The sequence below is a fragment of the Palleronia rufa genome (genome assembly GCF_000743715.1).
Taxonomy (GTDB): domain Bacteria; phylum Pseudomonadota; class Alphaproteobacteria; order Rhodobacterales; family Rhodobacteraceae; genus Palleronia; species Palleronia rufa.
In genome coordinates this window covers 46,775-66,888 of the sequence record NZ_JQEY01000010.1, presented here as the reverse complement: position 1 = coordinate 66,888, position 20,114 = coordinate 46,775, and the positions used below count along the sequence as shown (strand labels likewise).

The following is a 20,114-nucleotide window of genomic DNA, read 5'->3' as shown; positions in this document are numbered from 1 at the left end:
ATTTCCGCACGTAAAAAAGATATTTCTGGGAGGAAATGATGACTTCGAAGCGCACCCTTCTCGGGTCGGCGGCGTGTCTTGGGCTGGCGGCCGGTCTTTCGACCGCCGCTCTGGCCGAACAGATCACCGTCGCGACCGTCAACAACGGCGACATGATCCGCATGCAGGAACTCTCCTCGCAATGGGAGGAGGAGACCGGCAACACCATCGAGTGGGTCGTTCTGGAAGAGAACACGCTCCGCCAGCGGGTCACGCAGGACGTCGCCACCAAGGGCGGCCAGTTCGATGTGATGACGATCGGCACCTATGAGGTTCCGATCTGGGGCAAGCAGGGGTGGCTGGTCCCGATCGAGGGTATGCCGGACGGCTACGACGCCGAGGACATCCTGCCCTCGATCGCCGAGGGTCTGACCGTCGACGGCACGCTCTACGCGGCGCCGTTCTACGGCGAAAGCTCGATGATCATGTACCGCAAGGACCTGATGGAAGAGGCCGGCATGGAGATGCCGGAGAAACCCACCTGGGCCGACGTTACCAAGGCCGCCGAGGCGATGACCGACGCGGAAAACGGGATCTACGGCATCTGCCTGCGCGGCAAGCCGGGCTGGGGCGAGAACACCGCATTCCTCACCGCCATGTCGAACTCCTTCGGCGCGCGCTGGTTCGATATGGAATGGACTCCGCAATTCGACAGTCCGGAATGGCAGGAGACCTTCACCACCTACCTTGACCTGATGAACAACTACGGACCTCCCGGCGCGGCCGCCAACGGCTTCAACGAGAACCTGTCGCTGTTCCAGCAGGGCAAGTGCGGCATGTGGATCGATGCCACCGTCGCCGCGTCCTTCGTGACCAACCCGGACGACTCCCAGGTTGCCGACAGTGTCGGCTTCGCCCTGGCGCCGAACAAGGAAGGCGTGGAGAAGCGCGCCAACTGGCTCTGGGCCTGGTCCCTGGGCATCCCGGCGGGCACCGACGCCGAGGACGTGGCCAAGGAGTTCGTGGCCTGGGCCACCTCCAAGGATTACACCGCGCTGGTGGCCGAAAAAGAAGGCTGGGCGAATGTGCCCCCGGGCACGCGCACGTCCCTTTACGAGAACCAGGAGTACAAGGACGCGGCGCCCTTCGCAGAGATGACGCTGCAATCCATCGAGCTGGCCGACCCCAAGAACCCCAGCGTCCAGGAAGTGCCCTATACCGGCGTCCAGTTCGTCGCGATCCCGGAGTTCCAGGGCATCGGCACGGCAGTGGGTCAGGCGTTCTCTGCGGCGCTGGCCGGCCAGACCTCGGCCGAAGAGGCGCTGGCGCAGGCCCAGTCCCTGACACAGCGTGAAATGGAGCGCGCCGGCTACCCGAAATAGCACCGGCCGACGATCCAGGGTGGGGGGGCGCACGGCCCCCCACCGACCTCACGGCATCATTTCGGAAGGGCACGCCAATGGCCACGCAGCATTCCCGCGCCGCCGCGCGATTCATGATCGCCCCGTCTGTCATCCTGCTTCTGGCCTGGATGGTCGTCCCGCTGGCGATGACGCTCTGGTTTTCCTTCTTGCGATACAACCTTCTGATGCCAGGCGACAATCCGTTCGTCGGCTTCGACAACTACAGCTATTTCCTGACCGATCCGGCGTTCCAGGCCGCCATCGTCAACACCCTGCTGCTGGTGGTCGGCGTGCTCATCATCACCGTCGGCGGCGGCATCGGGCTGGCCGTGCTTCTGGCCCAGCCCATGTGGGGGACGGGCATCATCCGCATCATGGTGATCTCGCCGTTCTTCATCATGCCGACCGTGTCGGCGCTGGTGTGGAAGAACATGTTCATGAATCCCGTGAACGGTCTCTTTGCCTATGGCGCCGACCTTCTGGGTCTGCAGCCCTTCGATTTCCTGACCCAGGCCCCGCTCGCCTCGATCATCGGCATCGTCAGCTGGCAATGGCTGCCCTTCGCCACGCTGATCCTGCTGACCGCCATGCAATCGCTCGACAGCGACCAGATGGAAGCCGCCGAGATGGACGGGGCCAGCGCGTTCTCACGCTTCTTCTATATCACGCTCCCGCACCTGGCCCGCGCCATCACCGTGGTCATCCTGATCCAGACGATCTTTCTTCTGTCGATCTTCGCGGAGATCCTGGTCACCACCAACGGCGGCCCCGGGGTCGCCTCCACCAACCTGACCTACCTCGTCTATGCCGAGAGCCTGCTCAGGTTCGACGTGGGGACGGGATCCGCCGGCGGCGTCGTCGCCATCATCCTGGCCAACATCGTCGCGATCTTCCTGATGCGGATGATCGGCAAGAACCTGGACGCCTGAGGAGGGGACACTATGGCACGCGCAATCACCCCCGGCCGCAAGGCGGTCAACACCGCCATCGGCGCCGGTATCGGGATCCTGATCTTCTTCCCGATCCTGTGGACCTTCCTGACCAGCTTCAAATCCGAAGCGACGGCCATCGCCGATCCGCCGGTCTGGTTCTTCTTCGACTGGACGTTCGAGAACTACGGCGCCGTTCAGGAGCGGTCGAACTACTTCCGCCACTTCTGGAACTCGGTCATCATCTCGGTGGGATCGACGGTACTGGGCCTTCTGATCGCGGTCCCCGCCGCCTGGGCCATGGCCTTCGTTCCCGGCAAGCAGACCAAGAACGTGCTGATGTGGATGCTCTCCACCAAGATGCTGCCCCCCGTGGGCGTGCTGGTCCCGCTCTACCTGATCTTCCGCGACTGGGGGCTTCTGGACACGCGGACCGGCCTGGTGATCGTGCTCATGCTCATCAACCTGCCGATCATCATCTGGATGCTCTACACCTACTTCAAGGAAATCCCCGGCGAGATCCTGGAAGCCGCGCGGATGGACGGCGCCGGCCTGCAGTCGGAGATCATCTATGTCCTGACCCCCATGGCCGTTCCGGGCATCGCCTCGACACTGCTGCTCAACATCATCCTGGCCTGGAACGAGGCGTTCTGGACCCTCAACCTGACCGCCTCGAACGCGGCGCCGCTGACCGCCTTCATCGCCAGCTATTCCTCGCCCGAGGGCCTGTTCTACGCCAAGCTCAGCGCGGCATCGACCATGGCCATCGCGCCGATCCTCATCATGGGCTGGTTCTCCCAGAAACAGCTCGTCCGCGGCCTGACCTTCGGCGCGGTCAAATAAGGAGACCTTCCCATGGGACGCATCACGCTTGAGAAAGTGCAGAAGAAGTTCGGCGACGTAGAGGTCATCCCACCCCTTGACCTGACCATCGAGGACGGAGAGTTCGTGGTCTTCGTCGGGCCGTCGGGCTGCGGCAAGTCCACGCTGCTGCGCCTGATCGCCGGGCTTGAGGACGTGTCGGGCGGAGAGATCCGCATCGACGGCAAGCCCGCCACCGACCTGCCGCCGGCCAAGCGCGGCCTGGCCATGGTGTTCCAGTCCTACGCGCTCTATCCGCACATGTCGGTGCGCAAGAACATCGCCTTTCCGATGAAGATGGCCGGCATGTCCCAGGAAGAGCAGGACGAGAAGATCAGCAAGGCCGCGGAGGTGCTCAACCTCACCGACTATCTGGACCGCCGGCCCGGGCAGCTGTCGGGCGGCCAGCGCCAGCGAGTGGCCATCGGCCGCGCCATCGTCCGCGAACCCGCCGCTTTTCTCTTCGATGAGCCGCTGTCGAACCTCGACGCCGCCCTTCGCGTGGGGATGCGGCTGGAGATCTCCGAACTGCACAAGCGCCTTGAGACGACCATGGTCTACGTGACCCACGATCAGGTCGAGGCGATGACCATGGCCGACAAGATCGTGGTCCTGCGCGCCGGCAACATCGAGCAGGTCGGCAGTCCGCTGGAGCTTTACAAGACACCGCGCAACACCTTCGTGGCGGGCTTCATCGGCAGCCCCAAGATGAACCTGATCGAGGGCGATATCGCCCGCAAGCACGATGCCCGGACCATCGGCGTCCGCCCGGAGCATCTGCAGGTCGTGGACTCGGGTGGGACCTTCACCGGCAAGGTCGGCGTGGCCGAGCACCTGGGATCGGATACGTTCTTCCATGTCCATCTGGACGAGATGGACGAACCGATGACAGTGCGCGCCGGCGGAGAGGTCGGCCTGAGTCACGGCGACACGATCCACCTCTCGCCGCAGCCCGACAAGATCCACCGCTTCGACGACCGGGGCCTTCGCATCGCATGAAACGGCTCGACGGCAAATCCGCCCTTATCACCGGCGCCGCGCGCGGCATCGGCAAGGGGTTCGCGGATGCCTACGCACAGGAAGGTGCTGTCGTCGCGATCGGCGACGTCAATCTCGACGCGGCCGAAGCGGCGGCTCGTGACATCGGGCGGGGTGCCTATGCCGTTCGGATGGACGTGAGCCGGCAGGAGAGCATCGACGGCGCCGTGGCCACGGTTGTCGAGAGGGCCGGCAAGCTCGATATTCTGGTCAACAACGCCGCGCTCTTCGACGCGGCCGAGATCGCGGACATCACGAGGGAGAGCTACGAAAAGCTCTATGCCGTCAACGTGGCCGGAACACTCTTTACCCTGCAGGCGGCCGCGCGGCAGATGATCGCCCAGGGCCACGGCGGCAAGATCATCAACATGGCCAGTCAGGCGGGCCGCCGTGGCGAAGCCCTGGTCGCGGTCTATTGTTCGACCAAGGCGGCGGTCATCTCCCTGACCCAGTCCGCGGGGCTGAACCTGATCCGCCACGGCATCAACGTGAACGCCATCGCCCCCGGCGTCGTCGACGGCGCCCACTGGGAGCATGTGGACGCGATGTTCGCCAAGCTCGAAGGCAAGAAGCCCGGCCAGAAACGCGCGGAGGTCGAGGCCGGCGTTCCCGCGGGCCGCTTTGCCGTGCCCGCAGACCTGACCGGCATGGCGGTATTCCTGGCCTCTTCAGAGGCCGATTACATCGTCAGCCAGACCTACAACGTCGACGGCGGCCAGTGGATGAGCTGACGCCCGCCCGGACACCATGCCCAAGGATGCCCGATGCCCACGCCCCTTTCGCTTTCGACCCTGCGCGATCTTCCCGATGGTGTCCGCGTGCCCGCCTATGCGCGGGACGACCTGTCGCCGGGGATCGTGCATATCGGCCTGGGCAATTTCCACCGCGCCCATCAGGCCTGGTACCTGCACCGCCTGTTCGACCAGGGGCATGATCACGACTGGGCGATCCTGGGCGCGGGCGTGCGCCCCGGCGACGCGGAGGCGCGGCGCAAGATGCTGGACCAGGACTGCCTGACGACGCTCATAGAGCTCGACCCCGCCGGCAAGTCGGTGGAGGTGACGGGCGCCATGATCGGCTATGTGCCGGTGGAGGAGGACAACGCCGCGCTGATCGCCCACATGGCCATGCCCGGCATCCGCATCGTGTCGCTGACCGTAACGGAGGGCGGCTATTACCTGACCGGGGACGGCGGCTTCGACGCCGGGCATCCCGACATCGTTCACGACGCGGCAGCCCCCGACACCCCCCGGACCGCGTTCGGCGCGATGATCGCCGCCCTCCGCCGCCGCCGGGCAGGGGGGCTGGGCCCGTTCACCTGTCAGAGCTGCGATAACTTGCAGGGCAACGGTGACATCCTGCGGCAGACCGTCCTTGGTCTGGCCCGTCTGTCGGACCCCGATCTTGCGGCCTGGATCGCGGATGGCTGCACCTTTCCCAATTCGATGGTGGACTGCATCGTGCCGGCCACCGGTCCGGCGGAACTCGCCCTGGCGCGGGACCACGGCATCGCCGACCAGGTGCCGGTGACCCATGAGAACTTCCGCCAATGGGTGCTTGAGGACCGCTTTTGCGCCGGCCGCCCGGACTGGGACCGGGTCGGCGCGACATTCACCGACGACGTCCATGCCTACGAATCCATGAAGATCCGGATTCTCAACGGTGGCCATCAGGTGATCGCCAACGCCGGTGAGATCCTCGGCGTCGAGACGATCGCCGATTGCATGGCGCATCCGCTGATCCACGCGCTCTTTCGCAAGGTCGCGACGCAGGAGATCGTCCCCCATGTGAACGCCGTGCCGGATATGGACGGGCTTGCCTATGTGGACCTCACGGACCGGCGGTTCTCGAACCCGGAGATCCGCGACACGACGCGCCGGGTGGCCTTCGACGGCTCGTCCCGCCACGCAGGCTTCATCGTGCCGACGATCCGGGACGCGCTCGCCGCCGGCGCGCCGGTCGAGGGCCTGGCCCTGGTCGAGGCACTGTGGGCGCGGATGTGCGCGGGAACGCGCCAGGACGGCTCGGCCATCGCGCCCAACGATCCGTTCTGGGATGAATTGACCGCCGCCGCGGCCGCCGCGCGGCACACCCCCCGCACGTGGCTGGAGCAGCGCCGGATCTACGGCCGGCTGGCCGGCGACGACCGTATCGCGGCGCCCTTCGCACGCTGGCTCGAAACGATCTGGTCAGAAGGCGCCGAGGCGGCGCTCGCGGCCTACACGCGCGGCTGACCGGGCGGAGATCCGGATCCGGTCAGCCCGCCCGGCCGGCCGCAGCCGCGTCGCCGTCCTCCGTCGCTTCCAGAAGATAGATCTGCCGCCCGCCGTCCCGCAGGGAGGTCACGACGATCCGGCGTCCGTCCGGGCTGGGGCAGGGGTGCAGGTCGCAGCGGAACGGACCCCGGCGCGGCACGTGGCCCGGAAACGTCGCGATCCGGCGATGCGTCCCGGTCCGGGTGTCCAGCGTCAGCAGGTCGATCTCTTCGCGGTAGGGGGTATCGAGCACGAAATGCCGGGCGTTCGCGTCCAGGTGACGGATATGCACGTTGGCGTCGATCAGATCGGGCGCGATGGTGCCGACCTTCCGCCCCCCGGCGGCCTCGTCCCGAAAGACCTCGACCGCGCCGCGCCGCCAGAAATAGAGATGCTCCGGATCGCGCCAGATCACATGCGACGTGGCGTCGGCCAGCAGGCGCGGATCGTCGCCATCCGCGCCGCAGGTCAGGCTGACGCCCATGCTCTCGTTCCAGGGGCCGCCGATCTTGCGCCAGCGCAGTTTCACCGTGAACCGCCTGCCGTCCGGCGCGACCTTGACGTGGTTGAACCAGTAGGTGTAGCCCGCCAGCCCGTGCCGTAGGCGCGCGCGCATCCCCAGCCGCGGCCGCACCAGCCGCGCCGCGCGGCGCAGCGACAGGACCAGCCTGGCCCGCCCGGTCTCCAGATCCACCCGCCAGACGCCGTCGTCGTCGGGGTATCGGGGCAGGGCTGTGCCGTCCGGCCCGCCCGGATAGCCATAGCCCGGCCGGACCGCGTTCAGCCGCCCCATGTCGAGCGAAAAGCCGGTGGTGCCCGCCGGATCGACGCCATAGACGGTCCGGCCGAGCGTCCGGGTCTCTCCGGTTTCGGTGTCGTGGATCCTGGCGACGAAATCCGGCCCCTCGCGGTCGTTCCAGACCACGCGGGGTCCGCCGCCCAGCCATTGCGCCAGCGGTCCCTGCTGCCAGCTCCAGGCCCGGCTCTCGCCGATCGGCTGCCAGCTGTCGGGCCGGTCGGCGTCGATCAGGCCGATCTCGATGGTGTCCTCTGGCGTCGGCTGGCGTCCCGCAAAGGACATCCGGTGCGCGACGATGCGGCGGCCCGTCGCGTCGAAGACGGGCACATCGTAATAGCTGTGGCTGTGGAACGGCCCGTCCGGCCCGCCACGGGTCAACCGGGTGCAGCGCCAGCCGGTCACGGACGCACCCGCGACAGGCGGTGACGGACGCGCCGGGCCTGCAGGCGGACCCGCGACTCCATCCGCATGGCGGCCAGCCGGAGCGGCCAGCGGGAAATTTCCGATCGGGTCGTCGCCACCTGGTCGAGATCCACGCCGCCGTGCTCCTTCAGATGTGCCAGGATCTTCGCGCCGTATTCCTGCCCCGCGGCGCTGACGCCGGGCGTGGCAAGGCGTCGCTCGAGGCTGGCGGCCAGTCCCGCGGTCCAGTGGTAGTGATGCACCCGCAGCGGCACGCGGAAGCGGAAGGCGGGCGTCTCGATCCGGGAGAACTCCGCCAGGGGCCGGCCGAAGAGATGCACCACCCCCGCCTGCCCGCCCAGCGGATGGTGCCCGCCGCGGCTGGGCATGACATGCGACCGGATCGCCATCAGCTTGACCGTCCCGTAGCGATTGTGATGCCGTCCGGTCCCCCCGACGCGCGCGATCACGTCCGCCATGACCGGAAACTGCGCGGACAGGGCAGGGGAGGGGTCGATCTGCGCCAGCGCCCCGCCGGGGGCCAGCCGGTCGATGAACACCCCCTGCGTGCAGGTGACGCCCAGCGCGGCGCAGCGGTTCAGGAAATCCGGCAGCGGCTCCGGATACTCGTGGAACTCGTCGGCATCGGCGCTGAGGATCCAGTCGCCGTCTGCTGAGACGCTGGCCTGGACCTCGCGCCGCTTCTGCCACATTCCGTCGCTCGTATAGGGGGCGATCCAGACCTCATGGGGCGTTACCCCGAACCGGCCGAGCACGTCCCGCGCCGCGTCGAGCGCCGGATGATCCGGCTCGGCGGATTGCAGGATCAGGTGCATCCGGTCGGCGCGAATTCCCAGGTCGGCGTAGTGGCCCAGGAAATGCGGCAGCAGCGCCAGATCCGACTCCACCCCGATGCAAGAGATCAGGCGCGGGCCGGCGCCGGGGTCAAAGGGCATCGGCATATCCGTTCAGGAAGTCGAATTCGCGGCAAATGGCGTCCACGCTTTCCAGCTGGGCATCGGTCCAGGTTACCGCGTCGCGGCTGCGGTTGGGGCTTTCGTGCAGGATTCCGGTGCAGGCGCGCAGGAACTCCGGCTCTGCCGGCAGCTCCAGGAACTCCAGCAGCGCGGTCAATCCCGGCTCCGGGTCGCGGATGAAGGTCTCATAGGTCAGTTGGTGCCAGGCGGCCGGGTCGATGGCGCGCTTCATCTCCGCGATGGCGGTGCAGAGCGCGCGGTAGTCCTCGATCATCTCGTCGGAGGCCGCGCGGGCCACCTTGCCCTGCGCCTTCGCGGCATCGAGCGCGGTCCGGAACGAGGCACCGCTTGCCGACGCGATTCGCAGCCGGTCGTAGGTGCCGCCGCGCCGCAGGGACATGGTGGCGATGTTGTCCAGCGGATGGCGCACCACCAGAAGCCAGCGCGGCGACCGCGCGCCGGACCGGGCCAGGCGGTCCAGAAGCGACGGATCCTTGCCGCACCAGCGCGCCGCCCAGTCGCCCTTCTTGTCGCCGATCACCGTCAGCGGCGCGCCTCTGGCCGTGCCCGCCGCCGGCACCCGGTAGGAAAATCCGTTCCACCAGCGCCCGTCGGCCGAAAAGGCGGCGGCGTTGGCGCGGATCAGGCCTGCGATCACCGCGAACGGCACGCCCTTGTGGATCAGCCCCATGGTGTCCAGCTCATGGCTGATCGTGGCCTGGGGATGGGCATCGAGGAGCGAGCCGATCAGCGAGTGTCCGGACCGCGGAAAGCCGACGAACTGCACGAAATGCCGGACCGAGCGGACCTGGCCGCCGCCCATCCGCACCCGGGCGGACAGCGCCCGGGCATAGAGGCGCCAGAGCGGGACCGGTCGATGCCTGCGCGATTCGCGTCCCTCGAACAGGGGAACGGCATGGCGCTGGATGAGATGTCTCAGAAAGCGGGCTCCTTCCTGCTGTCGGTCCCTGTCCTGTATCTCAACCCGTGGAGTCGCCAGGTCAAGGCGGTCGCGGCGATGGACGCCGCGAACCCGGCGGCGTCTTTGGAATGCCAACGCGCCTGGCGGGTCAGACTTGCCGCCACGTCCCGGACGAAACCGCGCGCCACGTCGTCGGGTTCGATCCGCCGCGCGACGTCGCGGATGGCGCGCAGCCCCGCGATACCGCGACGGATGGTCCGTCGATCCAGCCATCCGAAGCTCTGGAACAGCGCGGCCGCCTCCGCCGCGTGGGGCGCCTCGCAGCCCAGATAGGCGGTCTGCATTCGCGCGGGCACGGTCAGGCTCAATCGTTGGCCGTCCTCGCCCCTGGTCCGCATGATGGACCTGTCGTGGACCCGGTAGTCCACCAGCGCATCGGGCAGGTTGTCCATCGACGTGATGCCCGACAGACGCGCCCAGAGGTCGCTGTCCTGCGCGGTCCAGTAGGCCGGATCGTACCCGCCCACCGCCCGCACCTGCTCCAGCCGGAACATCGCGCCCGAGTGCAGCAGGGGATTCATGAAAAGCATGCGAAAGCGCAGCCGCGCAGGTCCCTGAAGCGGGATGCGCGTTCCGCGCCGCCGACCGTCATCGTCGATCCGGTTGTATCCGCAGGACAACACCCCGATGTGCGGGTTCGCGGCCAGGTGGGCGTGCTGCCGGGCCAGCCGGTCGGGATGATAGATGTCATCGCCGTCGGCGCGCGCCACGATCGGCGCCCGCACCACCTCCAGCCCGCGGTTCAGCGCCGCCGGAAGACCGGTTCCGACCGCGTTGCGCAGCACCGTCACGCGCGAATCGCGCGCCGCCATGGCCGACAGGATCGCTCCGGTCTCGTCCGTGCTGCCGTCATCCACGGCGATGAGCTCGAAATCGCGCAGGGATTGCGCGGCGATGCTGTCCAGGGTCTGCGGCAGGTGTCGCGCGCCATTGCGCACCGACATCAACACGCTGACGGCCGGGGCGCTCATGAAGGAGATCCCGATGCGCGCGACAGGGGGCAGATGTGCCGCGCCATCCCCCCGACGCACCGTTGCGAGCCGATCGGCATCGGTCTAATCCGTTCGCTTGTTTCGACTCGGTTTCGCACGCCTTCTCTCGCAGGTTGTATTGCGTATGCTTTCCGCCTATCGCAAGATACTCGACCTTCTGACGCGTCGTGAGCGTCGTGAGTTCTATCGCCTCATCGCGCTCACCCTTGTGATGGGACTTATCGACGTCCTGGGCGTGGCGTCGATCCTGCCGTTCCTGGCCGTCCTCGCCAATCCGGAGCTGCTGGAGACCAATCGCTATCTCGTCGCCTTGGGGGATCTTTTCGGCACCCGTGATCGCGCCGACCTGCAAATGATCATCGGGATCATGGTGTTCATGATCGTCGTGATCGGCCTGGCCGCGCGGGCATTGACCACCTACCTGCTCAGCCGTTTCGTCGCCACGCGCGTGCCCAGTCTGTGCAAGCAACTTCTTGAGCGCTACCTGTCGCAGCCCTACAGCTGGTTTCTTCAGCAACATTCCTCCGACCTGGGCAAGTCCCTGCTCAACGAGGTCGCGCAGGTCGTCAACGGTCCCATCAACGCGGCGATCCGGCTGCTGGCCCAGAGCGTGATCGTCGTGTTCATCCTGGCCCTGCTGCTGGCCATCGACCCGCTGGCGGCGATCCTGATCGGCACTCTGGTCGGGGGGTCCTACGGCCTGATCTCTTTCCTGTCGGGAAAGACGCTCGAACGGATGGGAAACAGCCGGTATGAGGCCAACCGGGAGCGGTTCAAGATCGCGCAGGAGGCGCTGGGCGGCGTCAAGGACGTCAAGATGCTGAACCTCGAACAAAGCTACATCGACCGGTTCATTGCCCCGTCCCTGCGCGTGGCCAGGGCGCAGGCGCGCATGGCCATTGTGTCGGAAATGCCGCGCATCGTGCTGGAGGGCATCGTGTTCGGCGGCATGATGCTGTTCCTGCTCTGGACGCTGGCGCAGAACCAGGGGTCCCTGTCGGCGGTCCTTCCGGGCATCGGGGCGTTCGCCTTCGCCGCCGCGCGGCTCTTTCCGGCCATGCAGGAGGTGTTTCGCTCCGCGTCCAGGCTGCGCTTCGACCGCAAGGTGCTGGACGAGATCCACGCCGAGCTGAAGTACGGCTCGGCACTTGTAGATTTCGCGCCTTCGACCGAACCGCAGATCCGGTTCCGCGAATCGCTGGAACTCAAAGACGTGACCTACGCGTTCGACGGGGCGGACCGGGCGGCGCTGAACCAGCTCAGCATGCGGATCGACGCCCTGACCACGATCGGCATCGTCGGCGCGACCGGCGCGGGCAAGTCCACGGCGGTCGATGTGATCCTCGGCCTGCTTGAGCCGCAATCGGGCACGCTGCTGGCCGACGGCAAGGAGATCGAATTCGCGGAGAAGCGTCGCTGGCGCAACGCCATGGGATACGTTCCGCAGACGATCTTTCTGACCGACGACACGGTTGCCGCCAACATCGCGTTCGGGCGGGAGAAAGAGGATATCGACATGGACGCGGTCCTGCGCGCGGCGAAGATGGCGGACCTGGACACCTTCCTGTCCGGCCTGCCGGAGGGCTACCGGACAGAGATCGGAGAACGCGGCGTCCGCATGTCCGGCGGGCAGCGCCAGCGCATCGGCATCGCCCGCGCGCTCTATCGCGATCCCGACATCCTGGTGTTCGACGAGGCGACCAGCGCCCTGGACAATGTCACCGAGCAGACGGTCATGGACGCGATCCGCGCCCTGGGCGGGCGCAAGACCATCGTCATGGTCGCCCACCGCCTGACAACGGTCCGCAACTGCGACCAGATCTTTCTGCTGGAAAAGGGGCAGGTGGTGGCAAAGGGCCGCTACGATGCGTTGGTGGAGGACAATGCCGCCTTCCGGCAGATGCATCTCGCCGGCGGTACGGCGGCGGAGTGACCCGCCGCCACCGGCCGCCGGGCGGGCGCGCCGGATTGCGGAGACCGGGCGCCGCGGCGGCGGACAGGCCCGCGGCGCGCAGCCGTGGGGGGCGCGCGATCGGCGGATCGCAGGCGTCTGCGGTCGGGGACGTGGCGTGGCGGTCCGTCTGACAGCGCCTCCGCGCGACGCTGACGACCGGCAAAGCGATGGCCCGGCGGATACGCAGGCCGGGGCCGCGCGGTCAGAGCCCGCGCGACTGGCCGATGACGCGGGAACGCAGCTTTGCCGCCGCCCGGGTCAGGACCTCTCCGAAGGCTACGGCGCTCGCGCCCGTCGGCATCAGCCGCCGCCATGTCCGCATCGCATCGCGGACCCGCGCGGGATCGCGCTCCCGCCGCGCGATCTTGACCTCATGGAGCAGGGGACGCGCCAGCGCCGACAGCAGTGCCGACCCGTCCGGACGACGGGTCGCGATGTCGCGCAGGGTTGCCGGGATCTCCGGGTCGCCATGCACCTCCGCGATTCCGTAGCGGCAGCCCAGGGCGCGGGTCAGGATGAACCGTTCCGCGGGGTCTATGGGCCGCTCCGGTGCGATGTCTGCGGCGGCGCGGAACGCGTCGAAAGCCTGCGGCCACAGCTTCTTGCGCGCGGCGATCACCGCCTTCTGGAACAGGGCGCGCCTGCGCTCGGCCATCTGGGAGGGCGCGGACAAGGCGCCGTCCCCGTCGATGTCCAGCGGCGCGCGCGTATAGGCGGCAAGGGGCAGGTCGTCGAGCAGCGGGGCGATCATCGCGCGATCCTGGGCCGCCCACCGGGCATTGCGGTCCGATTCCGCGTAGCTGTGGGCGGCCGCGCCGCGGACGCCGCCATGCTGGCGCTGGCGCAGCACCTGCCGGTCCACGAAGACCGACCGCCCCGCCTGCGCGATCCCCAGATAGAGATAGTAGTCCACCGACGCGATGATGCCCTGCTGGAACGGGCGCAGCGCCTCCAGCGCCGAGCGCCGGACCAGCACGCAGGGGTGCCCGGTGATAAAGCAGTCCTCGAGAATCTTGGCAAAGAACGGGCGCGGATCGTCCACCGGATACGGCACCGGCACGTCTCGTCCCGCATCCTCCTGACCGTCCTGGAACCGCGTCATCCGCCCATAGGACAGCACGCAGTCGGGATCCTCTGCGAACGGGCGCCGCAAGGCCGCGACCGCGCCGGGTTCGGCGATGTCGTCGTCGTCCATGATCCAGACCAGATCCCCGCGGATCAGGTTCAACCCCCTGTCGATGGCGCTGAGCTTGCCGGCATTCTCCTGGTAGACGTAGGTCACCCGGTCGCCGAACCGCGCGACCGCCTCCGCCGTCCCGTCGGTCGAGCCGTCGTCCACGACCACCACATCCCGGAGCGGCACCGACTGTGCCAGGATGGAGCGGATCGCCGCCCCGATATAGCCGGCGCGCCCGTAGGTCGGCAGGATCACCGAAACGCTCGGTTGGGTCGCCTCTTTCTCCGCGGCGGGGTCGACGCGACCGCTGTTCGTGTCACTCTTCATCTCTGCCTTCCGGACCTCGCTCGGGTCCCCGTCATCGCCGCACATCCACTGCACCCGCCCGGCGCGCCGTCGCGCGGACGGACGACAGGTCACTCCATCCCCGGGCCGCCGGCGCAGTCCAACGCCGCTTCCCGGTCGGTCATCTCATGGCGGACCGCCGCGGCCCCTTGTCCGGCGCGGGCGACCTTTTCCCCCGCCGCGCTTGGGAAACAACTAACCCTTGAACGGGTTTCCTGCATGGGAACGATGACGGCGCACAAGGCCATTTTCAGCCGGACTCATCCGGATTGCCCGGCTTCCTATCCTTCTGTAGGGGGGAACGATCACCTCTGAGGGGATTTGATGACTCTTCCGACTTCGTTCAACCGCATTGCACGAGCGCGCCGGGCACCCATCCCGCGCCGCTGGCCGCGCAAAGGGGCCCGCGGATGAGCCGCGATGCCTTGGGCCTGCGCATCTGCGTGGTCACCGACACCTATCCCAAGCTGTCGGAGACCTTCGTGCGCGACCAGGTCGCGGCGCTGTCGGCGCGCGGCGCGCAGGTCAGCGTCGTCACCGACCGCCTTGCCGCCCCTCCGGCAGAGCGCGACGGGCTGTCCCGGCGCTGGGGCGCGGTCAGCCTGGCGGAGCCCTGGCTGCGCCGGCTTCCCCCGCGCCTTGCCGACCGCGCGGTGACCGGGCTCGACCGTGCCTTTGCCGGGCGCCTGCGCGGATACGATGCGATCGTGTCGCATTTCGGCATGAACGGCGTGCGCGTCGCCCGGGCCGGGCGGCGGACGGCCGGGTTCCCGCCGCTGATCACGATCTTCCACGGCTTCGACGTGGGGATGGCCGCCCATGACGGCACGCTGGGCCAGTACCGGCCGCTGTTCTCCGCCCCCGGCCTGCTGCTGACCGTGAACCACCCGTTCCGCGACACGCTGGTGGCCGCCGGTGCGCCGCCCGACCGGACGCGGGTGCATCACCTGGGCATCGACCCGGACCGCATCGCGTTCCGCACCCGCGACTGGACCGGCCCGCTCAGGGTGCTGACGGTGGGGCGCCTGACCCAGAAGAAGGGCATCGCGCAGGCGCTCGCCGCCATGGCCGCGCTCAGGGACCGGCATCCCGGACGCGACTGGCGCTATGACATCATCGGCGACGGTGAGCTGCGCGCGTCGCTGGAACAACAGAGCGCGGAGCTTGGCCTGAACGACCGCGTGACGTTTCACGGCGCGCTGCCCCACGACCGGGTCAAGGCCGCCATGCAGGAGGCCGACGTCTTCCTGTTGCCCAGCCTGACCGCGGCGACCGGCGACATGGAGGGGCTTCCCATCGTGCTGATGGAGGCGATGGCCGCCGGGATGGTGGCGGTCAGCACCCGCCATTCCGGAATTCCCGAACTGATCGAGCACGGCGTCTCCGGCGTCCTGGCCGCAGAGGGCGACGTGCCCGACCTGGTGGACCGGCTGGCCTGGGTGCTCGATCATCCCGACAGGCTGGGCGCGATGGCCGCCGCGGCGCGCAAGGCGGTCGAGACCTCGTTTAACACCGACCGCCAGACGGATGAGTTGATCGCCCATGTGCGCGCCTTGCGCGACGCCCGGCCGCGACCGAAAAGGAACGGCACGGCCTGAACGATTCGGTCCGCTGCGCGTTCGAACCGGACGCCCGCGGCCTGCACGCGCTGGTCCGGACCGGGCGCGCGGCGCGGTATCGAGAGGGGATCACATGACCGTTTCAGCGGGACCGGCACAGGCGGTGCGACGCCGCGCGGCGCGGCTTTGCGAACGGGCGGTCCTTGCGGGGGCGCCGCCCGGCCCCTTCGGCTGGCGCTGGGTGCGCGAAGAATCCGTGCCGGACTATGCCGCCCGCGGCGGCGCCGGAGAGATCACCGCGATCCACCCGCCGGCGCGCGCCGCCAACCCGCTGCCCGTCAACGTGACGGACCCTGCCGCGCTGTCGGACGATCCGGACTGGTTCGGCTTCTCCCAGCGCGACGTGGCTACGCGCCAGAGCGGCGAGACGCTGCTGGCCACCTTGCCCGACTGCACCGTGGCCAGCTTTACCGACGCCCCGAAGGGCCGCTTCTGGCCCACCGTCATCAACCGCGACAGCCGCGCCTTCGACCTGCGGGAGATGCGGTTTCGGCCGGGCCATGGCGCGGTGCTGCGCGGCACCGACGCCCCGCGCAGGCTGACGCGCGCCACCTGGATCACCGAGCGTGTCTATGACAACCACTCCCACTGGTTGACGGCGCATCTGCCCAAGCTGTGCCTTCTGAAATCCCGCGATGCGCTGGACGGACTCCTGCTGCCCGCGCGGCGGAGCGCGGCCATGGACGCGTCCCTCAGGATGCTGGATATCGATCCGGCCGCCTTCGACACGCACGGACCCGAAGGGGTGCTCCGGGTCGATCGGCTGACCCTGCTGGTCACCGACCGCTTCCGCCCGGAGCTTCTGCGTCCGGTGCGCGACCGGCTGGCCCGGCCGCCGGATCGCGCGCCCTGGCGGCGGGTGTTCATCAGCCGGGCCGGGGCGCGGATCCGCAAACTGGCCAATGAGGCAGAGATCGCGCCGCTTTTGGACCGCGCGGGGTTCGAGCGCGTGGCGATGGAGGATCTGGACTTCGGGGCACAGGTCCGCCTGATGGGTGAGACTGCCGTCCTGATGGCCCCCCATGGCGCGGGCCTGACCAACATGATGTTCTGCGCGCCCGGAACCCAGGTGGTCGAGATCGCAGAGCCGAGCTATCCCAATCCGAATTTCTACGCGCTCGCCGCGGCCATGGGGCTGGGCTACTGGAAGGTCGATGCCCGCTTTGCCGGCGATCCCGACACGCACCGGCTGGACCGGGACCTGGCCGTGGACCCCGCCGCGGTGGACAGGGTTCTCGGCCAGCTGGCAGAGGCGCTTTGATGCAGGTTTCCGTCGTCATCCCCGTCCACAACGGCGCGCGCTTTCTGGCCCAGACCCTGCGGACGCTCCTGAACCAGACGGCCCCTCCCGCGCAGATCGTCGTGGTCGACGACGGATCGGACGACGACAGCGCCGCCGTCGCGCGCGGCTTCGGACCGGCGGTCGAGGTGATCCGCGGCAGGTTCGGCGGTGCCGCCGCGGCGCGCGTCGCCGGGGTAGAGCGGACGGCCGGCGACGCGCTGATGTTCCTCGACGCCGACGATCTGCTGGGAATGGACGTGCTGGAGGCGTTGGGGGGGGTGCTGGCACGCCACCCCGATGCGATCGCCTGCTGCGACTGGATGCGCTATGAGCGGATCGGCCGGACATGGCAGGCGCGCCCCGCCTCCTGCCCGCCGCGGCGTCCCGGACAGACCCCGCTCCAGGCCTGGCTGACCGGCTGGTATCACCCGCCCTGCGCCGTGCTGTGGTCGCGCGCCGCCTATGACCGGAGCGGCGGCTGGGACCCGGCGGTGCTGGTGAACAACGACGGCGACGTAACCATGCGCGCGCTGGCCGCCGGGGTCGATCTGGTCCAGAGCGCGCGCGGCACGTCCTATTACCGGCGTCTCCCTGACGGGGCGGTGTCGCTGAGCGGCCGCCGCTTCACCGCCGACGGGCTGGCCTCGCGGCTCGCCGTTCTGGACCGGCTGTCGGCGCGGCTCGACGGCGCCGGACGCGCGGATGCGACGCGACGCGCCCTGGCAGAGGCCTACGGCAACGTCGCCGGCGATGCCGACGCGGCGGGTGAGGCCCGCCTGGCCGCCCGCGCGCGGGAGGGCGACGCCCGCCATGGCGGCACGCGGGCCTGGGACTGGCGGCGCCGCCGCGCCGACCGGCTGCGCCGGAGGGACCGGGTGCGCCTGTTGCAGCCCGTCCCCTCCACGGGCGCGGTCCCGTCCGAACCAGCCGCCGCCGACGCGCCCCCAGACCCACCCCGGGACGGCAACCCGTCCCCGGACGCGCCACGGGTCAGCGTCGTCGTGCCGACCTACAACCGCACCGCCCTGCTGGAACGGGCGCTGGCCAGCGTGCTGTCCCAGGATGTCGCCGATATCGAGATCCTGGTCATCGACGACGCCTCGACAGAGGACATCGCCGCCCTGCTGGACCGGATCGGGGATCCGCGGATCCGCCATATCCGCCAGCCCCGCAACGGCGGCGTGGCCGCGGCGCGCAACCGCGGCATGGCAGAGGCGCGGGCGCCGCTGATCGCCTTTCTCGATTCCGACGACGAATGGCTCGCCGGCAAGCTGTCCGCGCAGCTTCGGGCCATGCAGGACGCCGGGCCGCGCGCCGGGCTCTGCTACACGGGGCTGGTCGAGAAGGGGTCGGACGGGGCGTCCACCGTGTCGATCCCCACGGACCGCGGCGACGTCTGGCGGCAGATGATGTACCGCAACGTCGTCCACTACGGCACCAGCAGCACCATGGTCCGGCGCGGGGCGATCGAGATCGTCGGCGGCTTCGACGAGACGCTCCCGGCCATAGAAGACTACGATTTCTGGACCCGGATCGCGCGGTTCTTCGCCTTTGAACCGGTGCCGGAGGCGCTGATGATCTACCATGACGAGGCGCCGGCCGAAGGCGTTCCCGAAGACAAGCGCTCGCGCGATTTCGACGCCAACATGGCCGCGCGGCGGATGTTCACCGACCGCTACGGCGATGAGGCGGTCCGCGCCGGGGTGCTGCACCTGAGCCATCTGGACAATGCGCGGCGGCATCTGGAATCGCCGGCGGGCCACCAGCGCCGGGCGGTCGTTCTGCTCATCAAGGCGATCCGCCGCGCGCCGGGCGCGCCCCGGCTCTACGCCTGGCTGGCCTTCGCGTTGCTGCCCCGGCCGCTGCGGGCCAGGGTGTTCCCGGCCCTGGCGCGGCTGCGCACCCGGCTGCCGTCCCGGCTCTGGACGGGGACGGACAAGGCATGACCGGCGCATCCCGCCGGGACACCCCGGACCGGCAGCCGACGCTCTTTCTGCATGTCGGTCTGCCCAAGACGGCGACGACGTACCTGCAGACCGCGGTCTTTCCGCATCTCCGGGGGCCGCTCTATTTCGACACGCCGACCGATCCGGCCTTTGACGACCCCGATGACCTTGCCACGGGCAGCCGGATCATGTCCTGCGTTTTCAAGCGCGATCCGCGCTACTGGGATAGCCAGGGCGACGCGTTCCTGACCTCGCTCCTCGGGCCGCGGGAGAACTGGACGCCGCGCGACGTGCTGATCTCGGATGAGGGGATGGGCCGGGCGGGCAGCCGTCCGGGGATTCTCGGCGACCATCTGCGCGCCATGGGCGCCGTGGCGGCCGGCTGGGGCCTGTCGCGCCTGGCGGTCATCTGCACGGTGCGGCGGCAGGACCACTGGTTCGCCTCGCACTACTCGCAGATCTCGGACCGCAATCCGCGTGCGTCCCAGCGGGACTTCGACCGGGCGGCGCGGGATCTGATCCGTCCCACGGGCGGCCGGTTCAAGCTGGGGATGCTGCTCGACTACGCGACGCTCCATGCGGCTCTGGCGGACGCGGCGGGGGACGGCAATGTCCTGCTCCTCCCGTTCGAGCGTCAGCGCAGCGACGCGGACGGGGTGATGGCGGACCTGCTCGGCTTTCTCGGGGCGGAGATGGCGGCGGGGGCCGCGCCGGAACGCGGCGCTGCGGGGGACGGCGTCAACGTCCGCGCGCTGGGGGCGGACCGCTGGTCGATCCGCCCCGAGGAAGGTCGGCACGGGCCGCGATCCCTGCGCCTGACCCGGCTGGCCCACCTGCCGGGCCGGGTCTCCCGGTCCCGGCGGGGCCGGTCCTTCGTCCTGTCGCCGGAGACGGGCGCGGCGATCCTGGACAGCTATCGCTACGCGAACATGGCGCTGTCGGACGATCTGGGACTCGACCTCGGCAGCTACGGGTATTTCTGAAACGCCGCCGCGCCCGAGCGACCCGCGCGCCATCCCCGGCGGATATCCGCCGGCGCGACAGTCTGCCTGCTTTTGCGCGTCTTGCGTGTCGAAGCCGATGCCGTTCCGGCGCCCCGCATCCCGGTTCGTACCCTTCCGCACCGACTCTTGCCCGCCTTCCTGATAAATATGCTACGATATTCACGTCGGCC

General features: G+C 68.9%; 16 protein-coding genes. 11 read left to right on the top strand and 5 right to left on the bottom strand.

Annotated elements, in window-relative coordinates; translation table 11 throughout:
- Positions 1-38: 38 nt before the first annotated feature.
- The 6 genes from KW83_RS13090 (at position 39) to KW83_RS13065 (ending at position 6,444) form a co-directional block, all read left to right on the top strand.
- Complete coding sequence (locus KW83_RS13090) at positions 39-1,361, top strand: ABC transporter substrate-binding protein (protein ID WP_036179727.1); 1,323 nt, start codon at positions 39-41, stop codon at positions 1,359-1,361.
- 77 nt (positions 1,362-1,438) lie between these two features.
- Positions 1,439-2,311 carry a carbohydrate ABC transporter permease gene (locus KW83_RS13085; protein ID WP_036179587.1) on the top strand — a complete coding sequence of 291 codons (873 nt, stop codon included), beginning with the start codon at positions 1,439-1,441 and terminating at the stop codon, positions 2,309-2,311.
- A gap of 12 nt (positions 2,312-2,323) precedes the next feature.
- A complete protein-coding gene (locus tag KW83_RS13080) occupies positions 2,324-3,154 on the top strand; it encodes a carbohydrate ABC transporter permease (RefSeq protein ID WP_036179584.1) in 831 nt (276 codons plus the stop codon).
- Positions 3,155-3,166: 12 nt separating this feature from the next.
- On the top strand, positions 3,167-4,171 hold the full coding sequence (locus KW83_RS13075; protein ID WP_036179582.1) for an ABC transporter ATP-binding protein: 1,005 nt from the start codon (positions 3,167-3,169) through the stop codon (positions 4,169-4,171).
- Complete coding sequence (locus KW83_RS13070) at positions 4,168-4,941, top strand: L-iditol 2-dehydrogenase (protein WP_036179581.1); 774 nt, start codon at positions 4,168-4,170, stop codon at positions 4,939-4,941. Before KW83_RS13075 ends, KW83_RS13070 begins: the two co-directional genes overlap by 4 nt.
- Before the next feature lie 33 nt (positions 4,942-4,974).
- Positions 4,975-6,444, top strand: a complete 1,470-nt coding sequence (locus tag KW83_RS13065; protein ID WP_036179577.1) for a mannitol dehydrogenase family protein — start codon at positions 4,975-4,977, stop codon at positions 6,442-6,444.
- Positions 6,445-6,466: 22 nt separating this feature from the next.
- On the opposite strand, the gene KW83_RS13060 is transcribed toward KW83_RS13065, so the two are convergent.
- The 4 genes from KW83_RS13060 to KW83_RS19255 all read right to left on the bottom strand — a co-directional run bounded on the left by KW83_RS13060 (position 6,467) and on the right by KW83_RS19255 (position 10,596).
- A complete protein-coding gene (locus KW83_RS13060; protein ID WP_036179574.1) occupies positions 6,467-7,666 on the bottom strand; it encodes a TolB family protein in 1,200 nt (399 codons plus the stop codon).
- Positions 7,663-8,622: a glycosyltransferase family protein gene (locus KW83_RS13055; RefSeq protein ID WP_036179571.1), complete on the bottom strand. Its 960-nt coding sequence runs from the start codon at positions 8,620-8,622 to the stop codon at positions 7,663-7,665. The genes KW83_RS13060 and KW83_RS13055 overlap by 4 nt, the downstream gene beginning before the upstream one ends.
- A complete protein-coding gene (locus KW83_RS13050) occupies positions 8,612-9,466 on the bottom strand; it encodes a sulfotransferase family protein (RefSeq protein ID WP_036179568.1) in 855 nt (284 codons plus the stop codon). The genes KW83_RS13055 and KW83_RS13050 overlap by 11 nt, the downstream gene beginning before the upstream one ends.
- Before the next feature lie 113 nt (positions 9,467-9,579).
- Positions 9,580-10,596, bottom strand: coding sequence for a glycosyltransferase family 2 protein (locus KW83_RS19255; protein WP_051928501.1), 1,017 nt, complete (start codon positions 10,594-10,596; stop codon positions 9,580-9,582).
- A gap of 145 nt (positions 10,597-10,741) precedes the next feature.
- Between KW83_RS19255 and KW83_RS13040 the strand changes: the two genes are divergently transcribed.
- Positions 10,742-12,550 carry an ABC transporter ATP-binding protein gene (locus tag KW83_RS13040; protein WP_036179565.1) on the top strand — a complete coding sequence of 603 codons (1,809 nt, stop codon included), beginning with the start codon at positions 10,742-10,744 and terminating at the stop codon, positions 12,548-12,550.
- Positions 12,551-12,773: 223 nt separating this feature from the next.
- On the opposite strand, the gene KW83_RS19250 is transcribed toward KW83_RS13040, so the two are convergent.
- Complete coding sequence (locus KW83_RS19250) at positions 12,774-14,075, bottom strand: glycosyltransferase family 2 protein (protein ID WP_051928500.1); 1,302 nt, start codon at positions 14,073-14,075, stop codon at positions 12,774-12,776.
- A gap of 428 nt (positions 14,076-14,503) precedes the next feature.
- Here KW83_RS19250 and KW83_RS13030 point away from each other — a divergent pair, with 428 nt between their 5' ends.
- From KW83_RS13030 to KW83_RS13015, 4 genes are all read left to right on the top strand, one after another.
- On the top strand, positions 14,504-15,691 hold the full coding sequence (locus tag KW83_RS13030; RefSeq protein WP_051928499.1) for a glycosyltransferase: 1,188 nt from the start codon (positions 14,504-14,506) through the stop codon (positions 15,689-15,691).
- Between the two features lie 94 nt (positions 15,692-15,785).
- Positions 15,786-16,973: a glycosyltransferase family 61 protein gene (locus KW83_RS13025; RefSeq protein WP_036179562.1), complete on the top strand. Its 1,188-nt coding sequence runs from the start codon at positions 15,786-15,788 to the stop codon at positions 16,971-16,973.
- Positions 16,973-18,940, top strand: coding sequence for a glycosyltransferase (locus KW83_RS19245; RefSeq protein WP_051928498.1), 1,968 nt, complete (start codon positions 16,973-16,975; stop codon positions 18,938-18,940). The genes KW83_RS13025 and KW83_RS19245 overlap by 1 nt, the downstream gene beginning before the upstream one ends.
- Positions 18,937-19,923: a hypothetical protein gene (locus tag KW83_RS13015; RefSeq protein ID WP_036179558.1), complete on the top strand. Its 987-nt coding sequence runs from the start codon at positions 18,937-18,939 to the stop codon at positions 19,921-19,923. Before KW83_RS19245 ends, KW83_RS13015 begins: the two co-directional genes overlap by 4 nt.
- The last annotated feature ends 191 nt before the right edge of the window (positions 19,924-20,114 follow it).

What these genes read in the sequence shown, in the direction of transcription:
- KW83_RS13075 (WP_036179582.1), top strand. Translation starts at nt 3,167, where the DNA reads ATGGGACGCATCACGCTTGAGAAAGTGCAGAAGAAGTTCGGCGACGTA.
- KW83_RS13080 (WP_036179584.1), top strand. Translation starts at nt 2,324, where the DNA reads ATGGCACGCGCAATCACCCCCGGCCGCAAGGCGGTCAACACCGCCATC.
- KW83_RS13015 (WP_036179558.1), top strand. Translation starts at nt 18,937, where the DNA reads ATGACCGGCGCATCCCGCCGGGACACCCCGGACCGGCAGCCGACGCTC.
- KW83_RS13065 (WP_036179577.1), top strand. Translation starts at nt 4,975, where the DNA reads ATGCCCACGCCCCTTTCGCTTTCGACCCTGCGCGATCTTCCCGATGGT.
- KW83_RS13070 (WP_036179581.1), top strand. Translation starts at nt 4,168, where the DNA reads ATGAAACGGCTCGACGGCAAATCCGCCCTTATCACCGGCGCCGCGCGC.
- KW83_RS13085 (WP_036179587.1), top strand. Translation starts at nt 1,439, where the DNA reads ATGGCCACGCAGCATTCCCGCGCCGCCGCGCGATTCATGATCGCCCCG.
- KW83_RS13040 (WP_036179565.1), top strand. Translation starts at nt 10,742, where the DNA reads ATGCTTTCCGCCTATCGCAAGATACTCGACCTTCTGACGCGTCGTGAG.
- KW83_RS13055 (WP_036179571.1), bottom strand. Translation starts at nt 8,622, where the DNA reads ATGCCCTTTGACCCCGGCGCCGGCCCGCGCCTGATCTCTTGCATCGGG.
- KW83_RS19255 (WP_051928501.1), bottom strand. Translation starts at nt 10,596, where the DNA reads ATGAGCGCCCCGGCCGTCAGCGTGTTGATGTCGGTGCGCAATGGCGCG.
- KW83_RS13050 (WP_036179568.1), bottom strand. Translation starts at nt 9,466, where the DNA reads ATGGGCGGCGGCCAGGTCCGCTCGGTCCGGCATTTCGTGCAGTTCGTC.
- KW83_RS13025 (WP_036179562.1), top strand. Translation starts at nt 15,786, where the DNA reads ATGACCGTTTCAGCGGGACCGGCACAGGCGGTGCGACGCCGCGCGGCG.
- KW83_RS13090 (WP_036179727.1), top strand. Translation starts at nt 39, where the DNA reads ATGACTTCGAAGCGCACCCTTCTCGGGTCGGCGGCGTGTCTTGGGCTG.
- KW83_RS13030 (WP_051928499.1), top strand. Translation starts at nt 14,504, where the DNA reads ATGAGCCGCGATGCCTTGGGCCTGCGCATCTGCGTGGTCACCGACACC.
- KW83_RS19250 (WP_051928500.1), bottom strand. Translation starts at nt 14,075, where the DNA reads ATGAAGAGTGACACGAACAGCGGTCGCGTCGACCCCGCCGCGGAGAAA.
- KW83_RS19245 (WP_051928498.1), top strand. Translation starts at nt 16,973, where the DNA reads ATGCAGGTTTCCGTCGTCATCCCCGTCCACAACGGCGCGCGCTTTCTG.